Origin of the sequence: Brevibacillus sp. HB1.2, from assembly GCF_013332495.1 — a bacterium.
Classification (GTDB): domain Bacteria; phylum Bacillota; class Bacilli; order Brevibacillales; family Brevibacillaceae; genus Brevibacillus; species Brevibacillus porteri.
On sequence record NZ_JABMIU010000001.1, the window covers coordinates 468,942 to 488,165 of the forward strand.

Here is a 19,224-nt window from a genome sequence, read left to right on the forward strand (position 1 = left end):
GAGGATTTTCGCTTGATTATCCAATTTTAAATGTGATGAGTAAACAAATAATTCAAGAAAAAACCACCGCTGACAACTGCAATCACCATGCATACGATGCCACTTTTCACCCGTTCCGAAAGCAATCGCATAAATCCAAGACAGAAAAAGACTCCTGTGACCAAAAAGTAAGCGACTCCAACCCAAAAAACATTCCAAGGCAAGCTCGCAAAATCTACATTACCCAAACGTGAACACCATCCCTGTCCGATTCTACTGATTCCTTCTATGTACGATACTCCATTATAGCATTTGTTCACGCTTACTTTCCCATTTTTGCAAAATGCGTAACAGAAGTGTCATACATCCCGTCTTCATGTTTTCTACACAATCGTTTGGTACGCTTTCCCCAACAGCTCAAAGGAGGAAAAAGTGCACATGAACAAACGGAAAATACGCCCATGGGCTTATCCCTTGGTTCTAGGTGGCGTTTTGCTGTTAGCCGCCTGCTCCACTGACAATACCACAATGGATCATAATGGACACAACATGAATTCTTCACCCCAAACAACAGCAGAAACGCAACCGCAGCAGATGTCTGCTTCCAGCGACTCGTCGATGGAGGTGCTTACAGGCAATACATTTACCCTCACAGCAAAAGAAAACATGCTCCACCTCGATGACAAGACCATGAAAAACGCATGGACGTACAATGGAACCGTTCCAGGTCCACAGCTTCGTGTCAAACAAGGAGAAACCATCAGCGTGACATTGAAAAACGAATTACCCGAGCCGGTCACCATTCACTGGCATGGCTTACCCGTCCCGAATAACATGGACGGAATCCCTGGTGTGACCCAAAATGCCGTAAGACCAAACGAAAGCTTCACCTACAAATTCAAGGTGGACGTTGCCGGGACATACTGGTACCACTCGCATCAAAACAGCGCCAAGCAGGTAGACAAAGGCTTGTATGGTTCACTTGTGGTAGAACCGGCTACACCAGAGCCAGCTGATAAGGACTTTACCCTCGTTCTGGATGAGTGGATGCAGGACGATAGCATGGCGGAAATGCACGGAAGTGGCATGAGCCATGGCATGAGTGCCCCTTCTTCCGATAGCTCGTCCTCTGGTGGTCACAACATGGCCGGTATGGAGATGCCCATGAGTGACGCTGAGATGATGCCGTTGATGTATACGATTTTTTCCGTGAACGGAAAAACAGGCCCGGCAATCCAGCCGCTATCTGTTAAGCAAGGAGAGAAAGTCAGAATCCGCCTGATCAATGCTGGATACTTGAACCACAAGCTGAACCTGCAAGGTCATGAATTTAAAATCGTGGCAACAGACGGGCAGCCTATTAATAATCCGCCCCTTGTAGGAGGCCAGCTCCTCAATATCGGGCCAGGAGAACGATATGATCTCGAATTTGTCGCAAACAATCCTGGCAAATGGTTATTAGAGGAGCGCAGCACAAATCCAGGCGCCAAGTCCCTCGTCGTGCCTATCGTCTACGAAGGCTCAGAAACAAAAACAGCCAAATCCGAAGCTGGCGATATGCCAACGATAGACATCACGAAATACGGAGAAGCGGCAAAAAGCAGCTTTACGCTGGAGCAGAAGTATGACATTACGTATCAAATGGATCTGAACACGGAAACGGCAGATGGAAAAATGGCCTTTACCATCAATGGAAAAACGTTCCCGGATGTCCCTCCGCTCAATGTCAAAAAAGGTAACCTAGTCAAAGTCACAATGGTGAACAAATCACCAAAAGATATCCACCCGATGCATTTGCACGGACATTTCTTCCAAGTATTGAGCAAAAACGGACAGCCTATCTCAGGCTCCCCTCTGGTCAAAGATACGCTGAACATTTTGCCGGGTGAATCTTATGTAGTCGCCTTCGAAGCTGACAATCCAGGTGATTGGATGTTCCACTGCCACGATTTGGGCCATGCTGCGCAAGGAATGGTATCCGAAGTAAAATATGAAGGCTTCAAGCCAGATTTCGTCGTCGATCCTACCGTCGGCAACATGCCAGAATAACCATAGAAAAAAGCAGGAAGCCACAATGGCTCCTGCTTTTTCCTTACACCAATACGCCGTCCAAAGACGTTTTCCACTCTACGCCAGCCGGAAAAACATCCTGAACTTGCTGTCTCAGTTGGTCATTTTCGCTCAATTGCGGACTCAAGATCGATACCAGACCGCTATCCTCTCTCGAACGGATCAAACGCCCGATGCCTTGACGCAGTCTCAGTAGCATGTAAGGCATATCTACCTCGTCGAAAGGATTCGCTGCACTTTTTCGTTTTGCTGTAAACACCGGATCATTCGGCGGGAATGGCAGTGACCAAATGATCACATTGGACAGCGAAGGCCCCGGAACATCTAGCCCTTCCCACAGGCTCACCGCACAGAGGCTGCTTTTCTCGTCGTTTTGGAATTGAGAGATCAGATGGCTGATTTCCGCATCTCCTTCAAACAAGAATCGCAGATCCGTACAGGCAGGCTCGTTTTTGATGGCGGTCTTGAATTGCTGTAATTCCTCCATGGAGGAAAACAACAGCAGCGCACTACCCGCTGTTTTTTGCAGCAATTGGGTAGCCTGTCTCATTTTTTCCGCAAATGAGTCGGTCGCAGAAAGAGTCGGTACGTATACCTCCATTTGCTTGTCGTACTCGTACGGAGAAGCCACCGAGAACGACAGGTATTGCTCAATACCCAAGCTGTCCGCCACATACTTGAACGATCCATCAACAGATAGAGTCGCTGACGAAAAGACAATCGGCATCTTTTGTGAGAATACGCGCTCTTCCAGTACTTCCTGCACCTTCTTTGGCATGACGACCAAGGTAGGTCCTGTAATCTCTTCACTCATCCAGGAAATGACGTGAGCCGGGTCTTGGAAAAGTCCCAGTGCCAGCTGCATCATTTCCAAATGCTCTTCGACAATTCGCAGCTGGAACTCGTCCAACGTATACAGACCACCCTCTAACGCCAGCTCTTCTTCAATCCAACTGACGAGACTCGTAAAACGGTGGATGGTTGCAATGAGTTCAGGATGGAAGTGAATCTCTTTGCGGTTAGAGCCCATCACAGCCTTGCTCTCTTCGTTCAATCGGGAGAACATTTCTTCGCTCTGAGCAATGGCTTCCTCAATGGCAATGGCGAGATCTTCTCTGATCTCACCCTTCAAGACACGCGTAATCGTTTCTTCGAACACGGAGTGATTCAGCTTGTACGTCAATGCTTTTTGGGCAGCAGGCTCCAGCAGATGACCCTCGTCAAAAATGACCGAGCTATGCGGTGGCAGCAACGGCAGCTGGCCTCCGCGCTTGCGGATCTCATAGGTCCACACATGCTCCATATAAAAGTCATGGGAGCAAATGATCAAATCGGCTGACTGACGGTAATGATTTCTCGAAAGGGTCTGCCCACAGCGGTGCTGTCTGTCGCACACAAAGCAATCTTGAAAAGTATCCCAATTCATCTGCGCCCATTCTTGATCATCCAGGTCAGGATATGTGCTGCGATCCCCGTACGGATAAAACGACTGCAAGGCCTCATGTGTGTGAACAAATGAAGGCAGCTCTTGATAAATATGCTGGAAAGCTTCGCCTGTCTCAGGCTGGAATCTCGCCTCATCCAGCTTGCGCAAACAGAGATATTGGTCCGGAGATTTACCGAGTCTCGCGTCAATCGTCAGGTTGAGATGACGAGCCAGTTTGGCAATATCGCCTTCGGGTTTTACGAGCTGCTCAATCAACGACTCATTCGCACAGGCAATGATGGCGGGCTTTCTGGTATATCGTGCATAGCAGATGGCGTACAGCAAGTAAGCCAATGTTTTTCCCGTGCCCACTCCCGCCTCTGCAAAAATCGTTTGCTTTTCTATAAAAGCCCGTTCAAGCTGAAAGGCCATGTAGATTTGCTCATCACGCACCTCGAATCCAGCCTCAGGCAATACTTCATAAAAAACGTCCGCTACCCAATCACTCACCTGAGAGATGAACGGCTGGGACGGATCGTAGGCAAAAGGATAACGTTCCAATTGTGACCTGCCTCCAATAATGAAAAGAATCGTCAATCATAGATACCAACATGTTATGATGACATGTCTTGACGATAAACACAATACAGATGAGAGAAAAAACCATTCCTTTTCGTGGTAAGATAAGGATGGTAGAAAAGTAGAATGAAACAGGAGTGAACAAGCCAATGGAAAAAGTAATGTTTATTGAAATAGGAATGGGCATCGACATGCATGGACAAAACGTCACCAAATCCGCAGTCCGCGCTGTTCAGAATGCCATCCATCATAATTCGATGCCTGGACTGCGTTCTGTCCTGCCAGGAAACGATATCCATAACATGAAAGTAAATGTGAGGCTGGCCGTTCCTGCTGACAAGGACAAGCTCGACTTGGAAACGGTTCGTAAAGCACTGCCTTACGGGGAAGTCTCCTTCGAAATCGTAGAGGGTGGCATGCTGACGAGCAGTGGAGTCGTGATCGCTGAAAAAGAGGACAAGAACGACCTTGCCTATATCGTCATTGCTTCGGTAGAAGTAGGATACTAGAATAGCGGCTCATCCACTACATGTGGGTGAAACTGATAACGCTCCAACTCTATTTCTCCTGCTGCTGACACGACTATCCCTTCGCTTTCCAAGGCCATTTTTTGCAGCGTGAACGAATCCAAATCTTGCAATCCGATCTTTCCTTGGGCGTTGATGACCCGATGCCAAGGAAGCTGGTGCTTTTTGGACATGGAATGAAGGATGCGAACGATTTGTCTGGCAGCCCTTGGACTCCCGGCCAACGCAGCAATTTGCCCGTACGTCATGACATGGCCCGCTGGAATCCCGGCAATAATGTTTAGTGCGCGCTGCGTAAATTCGGTCATGATGACTACTCCTTCTTGCTTGATCAAATCAAAAGGCTTGTGATTCCTTGCGATCACAAGCCTTTTCTGCTTTTATCAGGTTAAAACAGTCTTTCCAGCTCGTCAACCAGACTGCCGACGTATGCGACAGCCTCGCGGATTGGCTGCGGATCTGACATGTCCACGCCAGCTTTTTTCATCAGTTCCAGCGGTGTTAGTGTTCCCCCGGCTTTGAGCACCTCGATCCAGCGATCAACAGCAGGCTGTCCCTCTTCCTTGATGCTCGCTGCCATTGCTGTAGAAGCGGTCAAACCAGCTGCGTATGTGTAAGGATACAGCCCCATGTAATAGTGCGGTTGGCGCATCCATGTAAGACTCGCTGCCGCGTCCAGATCAACTGCATCACCCCAGAAGTCTGCGAGCACTTGCCCTTTCCATTCGGAGAGCTGTTTGGCAGTCAAAGGTACGTCTTTTTGCGCTGCTTCGTACACTTTTCGTTGCATTCTCGCTTCTAACAGATGCGTGACAAAGTTGTGATAGTACGTATTCATCAATTGTAAAATGACCCAACGCTTCAAACGAGGATCGTCGGATTGCTCCACGATGTGCTGCGCGAGCAAGAGCTCATTGAGTGTGGAAGGCGCTTCGATAAAGTACAGCGATGGACGAGAGTTCGTAAAGCTTTGCTCTCTTGTCGCCAGCATAAAGTGTCCGCAATGACCCAGCTCATGTGCCAGCGTGAAAGCACTGCGCATATTTCCCGACCACGTAATGAGAATGTAAGAGTGCTTGCTATATGTCGTTGAGCAGAACGCACCTGTCGATTTGCCCACGTTGTCTACGTAGTCGATCCAGCGTTCATTCAGTGCTTTTTCCATAATGGCTGTATATTCAGGACCCATTACTTGCAAGGAAGCCAGTATCTTTTGCCCAGCTTCTTCAATCGTAATCGGTGGGCTGAATTCTGGATCAAGCGGCGCCTTCAAATCACAAAAGGCCAACTTCTCAAGACCGAGCTCTTTTGCTTTCAACTTCGCATAGCGACGCATGTGCGGAGCGAGCTCATTGCCGATAATATCCAGAATGTTGTGGTACATATCCAGCGTAACTTGCTGTGGTTTAAGCAGCATGTCCGTTACGGTTTCATAGCCACGCAGGCGAGACATGACTGTCTGTCTTTTCACCTCAGTCGCGTATACCGCAGCGAAGGAGTTTTGGTAAGAAGCGAGTGTCTTCGAAAAGGATTCGTACGAAGCACGGCGCAGCGTCGTATCGGAAGACATCTCATAATCGGTCTCAAACAACGCGAAGGATACTGGACGCTCATTTCCTTCGCTATCATGGACGGGTCCAAATGACATATCCGACAGTTTTCCACGCGCGTAAATGTTGTATGGTGCAGAGAAAACCTCGCCCATCGCCGCAAACGCTTCTTCGGTCTCGGCCGACAAGCGGTACGGCTTTGTTTCCAGCAAATCATTCAGGCTTTTGCGGAATACTTTGAGTCCTGGTTCTTCCGCCAAGAAGCTCTCGATTTTTCCTTCAGGCAGTGCCAAAATCTCGGAAGGTATAAAAGAAAGCGCAGCATTCAGCTGGGACACGACATCCCCTACCCGTGCAGAGTTCGCTTGGTTTTGTGGATTCGTCCCGTCTTCAGACGACCGCAGTCTGGCATACGTCGCTGCGATATTTGCCCGAACATGGATCGCCTCGTTTGCCTCCAAACATGCCAACAACGTCTCTCCACTCGTATGCAGCTGACCTTTGAATGCAGTGACGACAGGCAGATGCTGTACAATTTCTACTAATTCTTGCTCCCACGCTTCCTGGCTCTCAAACAGATCGTTCAGGTTCCACGTATACTCGACAGCGACTTGATCACGTGTCTGTCTTGTCTTCACTCTGACTGCCTCCTTTAGTTCTGCCAATAAAATATTTTTTATGTAATAAAATTGCCTTTTCATTTGAATTTTCCTACAATTAACCAAAATAAACAAGTGGATAACTTGCTCGAATTAGGCAGTAATCTGTCTTTTTCTGCGCTTTCCTAGGAAATTCTTTCAAATCATAAGCAGGTGATTTCGGAGGGGAAGGTAAAATAGATAGAGTGCAAGTAAGCCTTTTGTTCTTAAAAGGAGGAAATGAACCATGTCTTTTGAAACCTTGTTTGACCGTTATGCTGATCTCGCTGTAAAAGTCGGCGTAAACGTACAGCCTATGCAAACGTTAGTAGTAACAGCTCCGCTATCGACTGCTCCTTTTGTGAGAAAGGTAGCCAAAAAAGCGTACGAAGCGGGTGCCAAGCACGTGCATATTGATTGGACCGACGATGAACTCACACGGATGAAATATGATTTGGCTCCTGATGAAGCGTTTCGTGAATACCCGCAGTGGAAGGTACAGGGATTAGAGGAAATGGCGGAAAATGGCGCGGCGTTTCTCTACATTTCTGCAGCGAATCCCGATTTGCTGAAGGGTGTAAATCTAGACCGCATCTCTACTGCCAACAAAACAGCTGGTCAAGCTCTCCATAAATTCCGCAGCTATACCATGTCCGATAAGGTGAGCTGGTGCGTGCTTGCAGTTCCATCACCTGCATGGGCTGCCATGGTCTTCCCGCATTTGCCACAAGAGGAACAGGAGCCTGCCCTGTGGGATGCCATCTTCCGCGCGACTCGCGCAGATATGGATGACCCTGTCCAAGCTTGGCATGACCATCATGCGACACTGAACAGCAAGGTAGATCAGCTCAACGCCAAACAATACCGCTATCTTCATTACGAAGCTCCCGGTACCAATTTGACAATTGAGCTGCCTGCCAACCACATTTGGATTGGCGGCGGTAGCGTAAATAAGGACGGTGCCTCCTTCATGGCCAATATGCCGACAGAAGAAGTATTCACCGCGCCATTAAAAGAAGGCGTCAACGGTACCGTTCGCAGCACCAAGCCTTTGAGCTATCATGGGAATTTGATCGAGAATTTTACGCTGACTTTTGAAAAAGGAAGAATTGTCTCGGCAACTGCTGAAAAGGGAGAAGAATCCCTGAAGCAATTAATTGAAACAGATGAAGGCTCGCATTATTTGGGGGAAGTGGCCTTGGTTCCTCATTTGTCCCCTATTTCGCAATCAGATATCATTTTCTATAACACGCTCTTTGATGAGAATGCGTCCAACCATTTGGCGATCGGGAACGCTTATAGTGTGAATATCGAAGGTGGCGCTGAGATGAGCAATGAGGAACTGGCTAGCCGCGGTATCAATATCAGCCTCACTCACGTTGATTTCATGATCGGCTCCGCCGAAATGAACATTGATGGTGAAACAGCTGACGGCAAGCGTGAACCACTATTCCGCAACGGAAATTGGGCTTGAATCTAACCTGAGAATGACATAGCGAGAGGCTGGATTTGTGCCATCACCATGACAAATCCAGCCTCGTTCTTTTCTCGGATACAACAGTTTTCGTGGAGCGCTTTCATGAAGGGGAAATGATCGGATATAAGTGTCCCTGCATAGCAAAGGACGCTTTCCCCGTTTCCTCGGAAACAACAACGATCAGTGCATCGCTCTTTTCACTCAACCCCAAAGCAGCACGATGTCTGGTTCCCAACTTTTTTTCCCCAACGACAACTTGTGATAATGGCAGCACATTGGACGCGGAAATGATCTGATTTTCCCGAATCAGAACGGCCCCATCATGCAAAGGGCTACCAGGATAAAAGATCGATTCCAGCAAGGAATGGCTCATCGTGGCCCCAATCGGTATGCCTGCTTGCAGCAGCAAATCAAGCGGGTCCTCACGCTCAACGACAATCAATGCTCCTTGGCGCCTTTTGGCCAAGTGCTGCACAGCCTTGGATAAATCCAGATATTTTTCCGTATAGGGTGAGAGATAGCATTGTAAATAAAAGGAGGCTGCTACTGTTTCGAGTCGGCTAAACTTCGTCCGTATTTGATCAAACGTCCCGAGCACACATTCGTTTTCATCTTTTAACGCATGTATGCTCTCATCCAACGTAACGGATATTCCCCTCAGCTCTTGCAGCAATTCAGCCTTCAGCGATGATGTATCACAATTAACTTCCAGCATATGAACCCCTCAATTTCCATTTCTCTTCACGCCTCGTTCTTTGTTTGATTGTTCCCTTCCCTATAGGAAATCATTCTATTTTCTAGATGATAATTCCACTACAAACCGGACATAGTAAAACTCAAATGATGAACAGCTTATGGAGCGAAACCGACATGATCACGAAATGGAATGAGTTTCTTTCCATCGCACAAGAGTCGAATGATTTTAAGCATTACCCCCTGCTGAACGAGGAAAGTCCTTTTGTTATTTCGTACTATCAAACCTTAATAAAAACAGAGCTGCTGCAAAAAAATCTCTTGCGCCCCCTTCAAGAGCGTATGGATGCAAATGAATCGATCACGGACCTGCGCCACTTTTCCTGCTTTATCCATGTGGAGGCAATTATTTATACGGACGACATACAGACAGTCGTCTCCAAAATCATGACAGGCTATGCTGCCATCCAATCGAAAGACAATCTACAGTTCTTCGCCCTCATCAATCTATCCAATCCGACTGAAGGACTGCGAACGGACAATGACACGGAAAACGAGTTTAGTGTCGTTGGACCAAAGGTAGGCTTTGTTGAAAACATCGATATCAACCTGCATCTCATCCGTCAACAAATCAGCACACCCAAATTAATCATTCGAGAGTTAACCTTAGGTACGCTCTCTCATACGCGCATAGCCGTTGTCTACTTGTCTGGTATTACGAATCCTCAGCACATTGAAACCGTTGAGCAAAGACTACAGACGATCGACTTCGATATTATTTTTGATTCATCACAGCTCGATCAAATCATGAGTGACAATTCGAATACGCCTTTCCCATTATTTCTGTCTACAGAAAGGATTGACCGGGTCATCTATGCCTTAACTCTCGGGCAAATCGTGATTATTTCTGATGCATCTCCGTATGTCATTACCGGTCCAACCACTATCTTTGATTTCTTCATTTCTCCTGAGGATTATTATTTACCGTGGATCTTATCGTCCTTGTTTCGGTTGATTCGCATTTTTGGTGTGCTTTTTTCTATTTTGATGACACCTGCCTATACGGCCGTTCTCACTTTCCATTTGGAAATGATTCCGCAAGACATGCTGGCTCCGATTATTTTATCGAGGAAATACGTCCCGTTTCCCCCTGTTTTAGAGGTGCTTTTCTTGGAGCTGACGATCGAGTTCTTGCGAGAAGCAGGTGCCCGGCTCCCGACAAAGGTCGGACAGACTCTTGGAATCGTAGGTGGAATCGTCATTGGTCAAGCATCTGTAGAAGCTGCCTTGACCAGTAATATATTGCTGATCATCGTTGCTCTGTCTGCGCTTGCCTCTTTCACTACCCCCATTTACAAAATGTCAAATACGATTCGATTTCTGCGCTTTCCGCTCATTATTTTATCTGGAATATGGGGCGGGCTTGGGATTGCCATCGGTCTCATGTTCATGCTGACTCATCTTCTTCAGCTTAAATCGTTAGGAACACCTTACCTGGCTCCGCTTTACCCTTTTCGCAGGCGCAGCTTCGCGGACAGCTTCATTCGCTCTTCCTACAGCAGAACGGCCAGAAGATCTGCTGTTATGCGCGTCATCTCGCAATGGAGATACGATCCTGACAAGGCCACTCAGAAAAGAGACATTGATGAATAGATGAAGGAGCCATCGAGGAAACCATGGTTGCAATGAGGAAATGGATACTGGTGTTATTTATATGGATCATGGCTGGCTGCTCTTCGACTCGGATCGTCAGCGAAGTACAGCTGATTCATTCACTGGGGCTCGATATCGAAGATCAAAAGATGAAAGGCGCGGCTATCACCCACGTGTACGGAAAGGAAAAGACGTCGATAGAACTGTTGGAAACAAAAAGTACGAATTTATATACGATCCTCCCTGATTTTAACGCCATCATCCCTTCACAAGTGGAGCTTGGGCAGTTGCGCTCCGTCATTGTCGGGAGGAAATATGCTGAAAACGGAATGGAATCCCTGGTGCATACGCTTTGCCGCGATCCCTCTATCGGTTTTCGCCTTCAACTCGCTGTGGCGGAACCAAAGGCATTGACGATTTTGAAGGGCATCCGTCATATGCAAATTCCCTTCTTCATCTCCGATAGCGTCGCTCAAAATATCAAAACGTTGAACGTGCCCAAGACCAACCTGCATATTTTCTTGTTTAATTTGTATGGCGAGGGTCGCGATCCTTACCTTCCTTATTTCGTGATGCATAATGACAGAGTGAAGCTCGATGGTCTCGCGCTTTTTCGAGATGACAAATTCGTGCATCGCATCAATTCGAAAGAAAGCTTTTTGCTAAAAATCATGGTGGAAAAAGCCAAGAGTGGTCAAATTCCATTTGAAGTGACGATAAACAATCGAAAAGAATCCGGACTGTTGAAAAATCTTCATTCCCATGCCGCATTCGATGTCAATACCGCAGAGCCTGTTCCCAGCATCATGGTAAAGCTCACGGTAAATGGGCAAATCAGAGATTATTCGAAGTGGCTGCAATTATCCAATCCACAAGTCCTACAACAAACGGAAAAAGAACTTTCCTCGTACCTGCAAAAGGAGGCGACGAGCTTTGTGAAGCATTTACAGAAGCTTGAAGTTGATCCGGTCGGATTTGGTGATTTGGTTCGCAGTCGAAGCACGTCATGGAACTACTCTCACTTCAAAAAGATTTATCCTCAGATAAAAATCGCAGTGACGGCCTCGATCAAGCTGGAGCAAACGGGTGAGTAATGAATAATCAGGAGGGATCAGGTGAGTACTTCCATTCGGGAAAGCGCTATGGTTTCACCTTTTTTTGTATTCTTTCTTGTGCATGCCAATATCGTGGGGGTCGGGATACTAGGGTTTCAACGGACAATCGTAGCCCATGCCGGATACGATGCCTGGATCTCCCAACTACTTGCTGGGGCAAGCATCCATCTTATTATTTGGATGCTCTATTCCATGTTGAATGTGGGCAGCCAAGATCTGTTCTCCCTTCACGAGTTCTGCTTTGGAAAATGGCTAGGCAAGTTGATGAGCTTTGTCGTATTGATCTACATCTGGATGGCTGCTTTTCTCATCTTGCGTTCTTACGTCAGTATTGTGAAGCAGTTTATTTTCCCGCTTATGCATACGTGGAGTACGACGCTGATTATCTTGCTCCTCATTCTGTACATTGTCGCTGGTGGTTTTCGTACGGTTACGGGCGTCTGCTTTTTCGGTGTGGTGATTCCGGCGATTTTGATGCTTCCTTTGTTTCTTTTCCCTTTCGAGTACGCTCACCCGAATAATTTGTTTCCGATGTTTTCGCATAACCTCCCCTCCTTATTCGCGTCTGCCAAAGACGCTGTTATCAATTATATGGGCTTTGAATTACTGCTCTTTTACTACCCATTTATCAAACGAGCAGCTCACTCGCAAAAATGGGCCCACGCTGGCGTCCTTTTCAGCACGCTCTTGTATGTAGCCGTCGCTCTCGTAACATTCCTCATGTTTAGTCAAGGTGAACTGGATAAGATTATTTGGCCGACCTTGACCATGCTCAAAATCGTCGAAATTCCGATTTTGCAGCGATTGGAGTTCATTGTGATATCTCTTTGGCTCTTCGTGATTTTGCCAAACATCTGTCTTAATCTATGGGGGGTTACCCGCGGACTGAAACAAATATTTGGCATCAGTCAAATCCGCGCCCTTCTGCTTCTCCTAGCGTCTCTGGCAATGGGTTCCTTTCTGCTCGAAGGTACGACTCCTTTGCTCATGGCACTCGATTTTTATGGGAAAGTGAGCATCGTTTTCATTTATGGCTATATCCCTCTGTTGTTCTTGCTCTTCCTCCTTTGGGGGAAAAAGCGAAGTACCGCACGATACCAGACTCCCGGAGCGGAAACAGAAAAAGCCCGATAGATGTCTATCGAGCAAATCGTGCTGCGATTGTCATTCCAGCTCCTACCAAAGCTTCTCGGATGCTTTGCGCGAATTCCAACGCATGGGCACCGTCGCCATGAATACAAATCGTATCGGCCTGAATCGGGATATCCACGCCTTGTTGGGTCAGGACGAGTCCCTTGCTTACCATACGTATGACTTGCTGGAGGGATTGCTGTTGGTCTGTAATCATCGCATTCGGCTGACTACGCGGTGTCAGCGTGCCATCCTGCTGATACGTGCGGTCTGCAAACACTTCATGCGCCGTAGCAAGACCGATTTTTTCCCCTGCACGCGTCAACTCGCTTCCCGCCAAGCCATACAACATCAGTTCCGGATTTACTTTGTAGATGGCCAACGCGATAGACTCAGCCAAAGCGGGTCTTGTGGCTGCCATATTGTATAAGGCCCCGTGTGGCTTCACATGATGCATGACGCCCCCTTCTGCCCGCACAAACGCTTGCAGGGCGCCGATTTGGTAGAGGACTAGCTCGTACGCCTCATCAGGGGAAATCTCCATGTTACGGCGACCGAAGCCGACCAGATCAGCGAATCCGGGATGGGCACCGATTGCCACACCAGCCTCCAAAGCCATTTGCACCGTTTTTCTCATTGTCCCTGGGTCTCCAGCATGGAAACCACAAGCCACATTTGCCGAGGTGATATAGGGCAAAATCTCTTGATCGTTGCCCAACTGATAGGCGCCAAAGCTCTCTCCCATATCACAGTTTAGATCTGCTGTTTTCATCTTTTTACCTCCATCCCACGGTTACTTCTATACCAAGCTTGATCGCCTTCATCAATGAATCCCTCTCGATAAGCGCCTTTTGAGCATCACGCAGAGAAATCTCTTGAAAGTGAATCTTTTCGCCTGGCCGCAACTGGGCGACGATCGGCAAATCTATCGTTGGCACATAACCTATCTTCGGATAACCGCCAATGGTTTGTCTGTCTGCCATCAGGATAATAGGTTGACCGTTTGGCGGAACCTGTATCGTTCCAACGGTGACCGCAGCCGAGATCAGTTCCATCGATTGCGTAAGTTCGAGCGCCGGTCCTGTTAAACGATACCCCATCCTGTCTGATTGAGTAGACACTTGAAAGGTTTGTTCGAAAAAGCTTTGACGGCTCTCTTCCGAAAAATCTGCGAATTGCTCGCCTTGTATCACCCGTACAACCGCTTCTCCATTTTTTACAAGCGTACTAGAAGGAATAAACCAATTCGCTTGGTAGAAGGGCGCTGCTCCTGCCTTTTTTTCCAATTGGTTAGCGAGAAATTGGCTGAATGAACCTGGAGAGGTTTGAACTAGCTTATCTCCTGCCGCAAGCATTCTACCCGCAAAGCCTCCGAACCTTCCACGGAGATTCGTACTACGACTACCCATCACAAGTGGCACATCCCATCCGCCTGCGACTGCGAGATAGGCGCGACAGCCTTCCTTGGCCAGGCCAAACTTCAAGATGCTTCCACTCCTGATCCAGACTGCTCGATTGGGCAAGACGGACCTATCATTGATCGTGACTTTGAAGTCACCACCACAAATGGCGATTAGCATGTCCTTATGAAACAATAAGCTTGGGCCTCTCATCGTCAGCTCCAGAACAGCATCCGTTTGTTGATTGCCAACTAACATGTTCGCCATCTGTACAGCTTGCTCGTCCATCGCCCCACTGACGCTGACCCCAACCTGCTGAAAGCCAAATCTACCTGTATCTTGAACGGTCGTGCAAAGTCCTGGCGTAATCACCTCTATACTCACTTAGTACACCTTCTCCCCGTTATCGTATTCCCGCTCGAAGATAGGACGAAAGCGAACTTTATCACCAGCGCACAAGAGACTTGGAGAACTTTCACCTGCCTGAAATAATCTCAGTGGTGTTCTTCCGATAATTTGCCACCCACCTGGACTCTCTATCGAATAAATACCTGTTTGCAATCCTCCGATCCCTACACTCCCCATTGGAATAGATAGTCGTGGCGAGGAACGTCGCGGCGTGGCCAGTCGCTCATCCATTCCACCGAGATACGGAAAGCCGGGAGCAAATCCGATCATGTACACCAGATATTCTGTTGCCGAATGGATCGAAATTACTTCCTCTACACTAAGACCATTTTGTTTGGCGACTACCTCCAGATCTGGACCAAAGCTCCCTCCATAACAAACCGGGATTTCTACCAGTCTGTACTCTGTAGAGTGAGTGTTGGAGATTTGCTGCGACATTTGCTCAAGAATAGCAACGGCACGATCGTATGGCAAAATATCATCAAGTGGATCGAAAAGAGTAATCGGATCGTAATAGACGGTAACAGTCGTAAAGCCAGGTACAGATCCGATCATCCCGGGGAAAGGATGCTCCTGTAGGTATTGAGAGAATAGGATGACCTTCTCATGGGTCTGTTGATCGATAACCTCTCCTAGTTTGACCATGACACCCGAGTCCCCAAGAGGAGAGAATTCATATCTAGGCAACGTTTTTCCCTCCATTTTCGAATATCGGTACTGCCACATGAATGGAAGGGAGGAGGGTTTCTCCTCCTGCTCAGCTAATTTGTCCGCCTTCCATGACAATATCCCGCTCATTAGATAGGGTCGTCTCGATTGCCAATCGCAAGCCTTTTACAATTGTTTCTAACGCCATGCTTGGCTGCCCTGCTTGCCTTGCTGCTTGTTCAGGCAAATAAGGGATATGGATGAACCCTCCGCGTACGGAAGCTTTTTTCTCAGCAAGGTAATGCATCAATCCATAAAAAAGATGGTTGCATACATATGTACCCGCCGTCTGGGATATGGAAGTCGGAATTCCTTGTTGTTTTAACTCATGTACAATCGCTTTGATTGGCAATGTAGACCAGTAGCCAGTAGGACCGTTTTCCCTGATCGGTGTATCAATCGGCTGATTTCCTTCATTATCCGGGATTCGAGCATCATTGACGTTAATTGCTACACGCTCAACGGCAATATCTCCTCGTCCACCTGCTTGACCGATACATAATACGATGTCCGGATTCGTTTCTTCTATCGCTGCGTACAGATGTTCGATAGATTTTTCAAAAACCGTAGGAATTTGGCGCAGCTCTACTTTATACAAATCAGACTCGATTTTTCCCAGCTCTTTTACCGATTCCCAAGCAGGGTTAACCGTTTCTCCACCAAAAGGATCAAACCCTGTTACTAAAATGGTCTTCATGATTGTTTCCTCCGATCCGCATAGGTCTCATTCGTGAGAGTCGAATATGGTCTTGTCCATACTGTCGCGAAACACGCCGTGGGCTGGATGCCACACACTCCATGACAGCACGATTGAAAATCTTATGTGTTTCTATGCAATCTCGCAATGCTCCTCCCGCAACCGTCTCATCAGCCGCTTCCGTTATTAAATCAAGCGTCACCCATTCAGGAAAACGAGAGAGTAAGGAAGGAGAGGTTCTGTTCGGCTTTGTAGGCCACCGATAAAACAAGAAATCTTGATCAGTAGGCAATGGGAAAATGGCGGGCTCCCAGTTATGTCCATACCGAATGTAGCGCTCGATAAAGCGTTTATTTTTGTTCCACAGACGCGGATGATGTCTCAGCCCTTCCTCGGCTGCCTTTTGAATCGTATCAAGAGCGACAGCATGATAAGGATAGTCAGATCGCTCCATCTCGCGGCCAATCCCGTAAAAGAGTGAGATCGGCATCCAATAAGATACAGGGAATCTCGGTGGGCTATTGTACCCTGCGAATGGTTGTGTCCATTCATGCGAAGGGATTCCGTGATCATCGATGATCACATCCGGCAACCAGCGATAAAACAGTTGGGGAACTACCCGCGATTCGCCAAAAACGCTCGGCTGAAAACGGTGATTGGTGTATTCTAATCCAACGGAATTATAACGGGCAGCATGATGCTTCCAAAATGGATTATCTTTGACGAGCTCTTGATGAAGTGCGACCCCATCCGGATTGGCAAATGGAATCACGACCAGATTGAAACGAGTATGCCAATCCATTTTTTTGGTTATGAGCTCTTCCACCAGCTCACGTGCAGCAGGCATACTGGAAACCTCGTTTGGATGATGTCCGGTTTCGAGCAAAATGGTTGGTTTATACAGAGAGAGCTTGTGAGTTGATACGTATTTGGAAATCTGGGGTGCTGTTACCTCCACTGCATAAATCGGCCGTCCTTCAAACGATTTCTCTACTTCCCATATATGTACAGACGGATGTGTAGCCAGCTCTGCCCATTCGCCCATATCTGGATAATGGTTTCGGTGTAGATAAGGAAGCTTCCGTTCTTCGATGCTGGTACTCTTTTCGTACGTTCTCAGGATGCGTGCTTTTACAGGAGCAGATTGCTCTGCCTCGAAGTATAAATGAGTTGTTTTGATAGAGAAAGCTTGTTCTTCTATATATTCTTTTACGCGAATGGTTGCCACTGGAGAGCTTGCTGGTTTGACCTTTACAAATGGTCGCACCGCCCCAGGAGAATTCCACGCCACTCCCGTTTTTCTTTCACCCAAATACGCATAGTAGTCCAGCGTATAAAAATAAATATCTTCATGCAACGCTTCTAACGACGATATGGTTTCTTCGTCTATGTCTAGCCGTTCTTCCTGTTCACTCATAGTGACGGTTACCTCTATCGAATGAAAGAGCGGAGTGTTTCCTTGATACGGTTCAATTTGTTTACATAACAATTCTTCCGTCAACTCAGGTAAAAATTGCTGCGTATAGAATTGCCAAAACCTCTCTCGATCCGTAGGAATCAAGAATTGTTCTTTAGTTGTTCCATGGGAAAAGAAGAGTCCTGACGTAGTTGGATAAGCTCGACTTTGCTCGTCGGCATACGGCACAGTGGATACAGGTACATCCAAATTCCATGTACCTAAGTGCTCCAGCCCGACTCCCCATACTTCGACTTGGTATGTAGTCGGTAGGTTCTCATCCATCACGATTGATACTTGCGACAAGGACAAGCCCAATTCTTTTTCCAACAACTGATCAACCGGGTATAATTCTTGAAGCCATCGATGAGAAAGCTCCATCCCACCTTCTCTTTCCTCTCGTTGGAAAGAGATCAAAATTCGTTCTACTCGTTCCCCTGTACGTACAAGGGACGGCAAAATCGTTTCTTTTATCCAGCACAAGCCTGGTTTAAAAGCAGAGTGAATCTGTACCGTACTATCGTTATCTGGAAGCAGCTCCGTGATTGCGCTCTTCCAGCATCGCTCCAACGCACGTCGAATCTCTTTTGGTTCTGATAAAAACGCCGTGACCGCCAGCGGAGAAGATAAGCACCCGTCCGTCTCCATTCGACTAGCAATCGCGATCAACTGCTCATGAAACAACTGTTCTATCTCATTTCGTTCGCCCTGGTCTTTCCATGTTTTCTCTATAAATAGGGGGAAATCCTTCTCTTTTGGCTCGTCTGATTCTTCCCATGCACCAAAAGTCCCCCCGAGTCGGTGCGAAGTAGCAGTCCCTAAATAATCAAGCGCCGCAACAATCGCTTGTCCTCCCCCTGAAAGCTGAATGACTCTTGTTGTCTTTTCTCTAGGGTCTGGGATTACTTCAACCACTCCACTTGCTAGAGGTGCTTCACCATTCATGCGTAAGCAAAAAGTGAGCTCCGCAATCCGATTTGCTTCTCCTGTGAGCGGGAAATGTATCCCGGTCGAGGCTAGACCAATCCGAGCTGCAAAGCGGGCGGCAGACATAACCGCCTCTGCAGTATGGATCCCTGTAAAAAATACATCTGTCCGACTCGTTAAATCCGTACGCCCCGCTTGATAGAACCCTGCCGTTGTCCAAAGCTCTGCCAGACTTTCAAGTGGAGTTGGTCTTTCTACGATAGGACTTCCCTCATGCGAGCTCATCAGCGCATACTGGGGTATCGCAATCTGACAAACAGGTGAAGCATCCGCACAAACATATAGATGAACTTCATGTAAAGAACAACGAATCCTTTCAATGTCGCCGAGTGAAGTTGTTGCAGGTGCTGCATCTGTCCAATATGCCGCCATCCAGCGCAGTAATCGACTAAGACTCTCCTCGCTTCCACCAACGAAAGCAATTCGATCGTTCCCTCGATCGAGCGTACATGACGCATCATCCACATCGCAGGATGGCTCGATACATACTGTGCAAAGCCACTCACCGCTTTTCGTGCTGCTAGCAACCATCGGTGAATCTTCCATACGAATGGAAGGCAGATCTAGCTCACTTGTTTCAAGGCCTAATCGGGCACAAAAATCAATGAATCCTTCTACGACGATTCCCGTTTGAAAACAGAAGGAAACAGACAATGAATCAGCTACACCGTCATTGTTTCGGTCCGTAACTAACCCTTTCGTTGTAAAAATATCACCTAGCCCTCTCATA

Annotated in this window: 16 protein-coding genes; 6 read left to right on the forward strand and 10 right to left on the reverse strand. The window is 47.5% G+C overall.

Features of this window, described 5'->3' with window-relative positions:
• Positions 1-26 precede the first annotated feature (26 nt).
• Positions 27-299: a hypothetical protein gene (locus HPY28_RS01965; RefSeq protein WP_254613044.1), complete on the reverse strand. Its 273-nt coding sequence runs from the start codon at positions 297-299 to the stop codon at positions 27-29.
• Positions 300-417: 118 nt separating this feature from the next.
• On the opposite strand from HPY28_RS01965, the gene HPY28_RS01970 reads away from it, so the two are divergent.
• Positions 418-2,028, forward strand: coding sequence for a multicopper oxidase family protein (locus tag HPY28_RS01970; RefSeq protein WP_174229992.1), 1,611 nt, complete (start codon positions 418-420; stop codon positions 2,026-2,028).
• Positions 2,029-2,071: 43 nt separating this feature from the next.
• On the opposite strand, the gene HPY28_RS01975 is transcribed toward HPY28_RS01970, so the two are convergent.
• The gene (locus HPY28_RS01975; RefSeq protein WP_174229993.1) at positions 2,072-4,036 is read right to left on the reverse strand and encodes an ATP-dependent DNA helicase; all 1,965 of its coding nucleotides are present in this window, start codon (positions 4,034-4,036) and stop codon (positions 2,072-2,074) included.
• A 167-nt stretch (positions 4,037-4,203) separates the two neighbouring features.
• On the opposite strand from HPY28_RS01975, the gene HPY28_RS01980 reads away from it, so the two are divergent.
• The gene (locus HPY28_RS01980) at positions 4,204-4,563 is read left to right on the forward strand and encodes a Lin0512 family protein (protein ID WP_173621688.1); all 360 of its coding nucleotides are present in this window, start codon (positions 4,204-4,206) and stop codon (positions 4,561-4,563) included.
• On the opposite strand, the gene HPY28_RS01985 is transcribed toward HPY28_RS01980, so the two are convergent.
• Both HPY28_RS01985 and pepF read right to left on the reverse strand, forming a co-directional pair.
• Positions 4,560-4,889, reverse strand: coding sequence for an MGMT family protein (locus tag HPY28_RS01985; protein ID WP_106834013.1), 330 nt, complete (start codon positions 4,887-4,889; stop codon positions 4,560-4,562). The two genes, HPY28_RS01980 and HPY28_RS01985, sit on opposite strands and share 4 nt — an antisense overlap.
• An 80-nt stretch (positions 4,890-4,969) precedes the next feature.
• Positions 4,970-6,769, reverse strand: coding sequence for an oligoendopeptidase F (gene pepF, locus HPY28_RS01990; protein ID WP_069845199.1), 1,800 nt, complete (start codon positions 6,767-6,769; stop codon positions 4,970-4,972).
• A gap of 247 nt (positions 6,770-7,016) precedes the next feature.
• Between pepF and HPY28_RS01995 the strand changes: the two genes are divergently transcribed.
• Entirely contained in the window at positions 7,017-8,243 is a 1,227-nt protein-coding gene (locus HPY28_RS01995) for an aminopeptidase (protein ID WP_174229994.1), read from the forward strand.
• 103 nt (positions 8,244-8,346) lie between these two features.
• On the opposite strand, the gene cdaS is transcribed toward HPY28_RS01995, so the two are convergent.
• The gene (gene cdaS, locus HPY28_RS02000; protein ID WP_174229995.1) at positions 8,347-8,961 is read right to left on the reverse strand and encodes a sporulation-specific diadenylate cyclase CdaS; all 615 of its coding nucleotides are present in this window, start codon (positions 8,959-8,961) and stop codon (positions 8,347-8,349) included.
• 155 nt (positions 8,962-9,116) lie between these two features.
• Here cdaS and HPY28_RS02005 point away from each other — a divergent pair, with 155 nt between their 5' ends.
• From HPY28_RS02005 to HPY28_RS02015, 3 genes are read left to right on the forward strand one after another with little or no spacing between them, the layout of a single operon-like run.
• Complete coding sequence (locus HPY28_RS02005; RefSeq protein WP_017248284.1) at positions 9,117-10,592, forward strand: spore germination protein; 1,476 nt, start codon at positions 9,117-9,119, stop codon at positions 10,590-10,592.
• Between the two features lie 50 nt (positions 10,593-10,642).
• On the forward strand, positions 10,643-11,686 hold the full coding sequence (locus HPY28_RS02010; RefSeq protein ID WP_371813414.1) for a Ger(x)C family spore germination protein: 1,044 nt from the start codon (positions 10,643-10,645) through the stop codon (positions 11,684-11,686).
• Between the two features lie 21 nt (positions 11,687-11,707).
• Positions 11,708-12,841: a GerAB/ArcD/ProY family transporter gene (locus tag HPY28_RS02015; protein ID WP_174229997.1), complete on the forward strand. Its 1,134-nt coding sequence runs from the start codon at positions 11,708-11,710 to the stop codon at positions 12,839-12,841.
• A gap of 4 nt (positions 12,842-12,845) precedes the next feature.
• On the opposite strand, the gene HPY28_RS02020 is transcribed toward HPY28_RS02015, so the two are convergent.
• The 5 genes from HPY28_RS02020 to HPY28_RS02040 are packed head-to-tail and all read right to left on the reverse strand — an operon-like array spanning position 12,846 to position 19,223.
• On the reverse strand, positions 12,846-13,610 hold the full coding sequence (locus HPY28_RS02020) for a LamB/YcsF family protein (RefSeq protein WP_174229998.1): 765 nt from the start codon (positions 13,608-13,610) through the stop codon (positions 12,846-12,848).
• Between the two features lie 4 nt (positions 13,611-13,614).
• Complete coding sequence (locus tag HPY28_RS02025) at positions 13,615-14,622, reverse strand: 5-oxoprolinase subunit C family protein (protein WP_174229999.1); 1,008 nt, start codon at positions 14,620-14,622, stop codon at positions 13,615-13,617.
• Positions 14,623-15,372 carry a 5-oxoprolinase subunit PxpB gene (gene pxpB / locus HPY28_RS02030; protein ID WP_174230166.1) on the reverse strand — a complete coding sequence of 250 codons (750 nt, stop codon included), beginning with the start codon at positions 15,370-15,372 and terminating at the stop codon, positions 14,623-14,625.
• 31 nt (positions 15,373-15,403) lie between these two features.
• Positions 15,404-16,051, reverse strand: coding sequence for a pyroglutamyl-peptidase I (gene pcp, locus HPY28_RS02035; protein WP_017248279.1), 648 nt, complete (start codon positions 16,049-16,051; stop codon positions 15,404-15,406).
• The gene (locus tag HPY28_RS02040; RefSeq protein WP_174230000.1) at positions 16,023-19,223 is read right to left on the reverse strand and encodes a M14 family metallopeptidase; all 3,201 of its coding nucleotides are present in this window, start codon (positions 19,221-19,223) and stop codon (positions 16,023-16,025) included. The genes pcp and HPY28_RS02040 overlap by 29 nt, the downstream gene beginning before the upstream one ends.
• Position 19,224 lies beyond the last annotated feature (1 nt).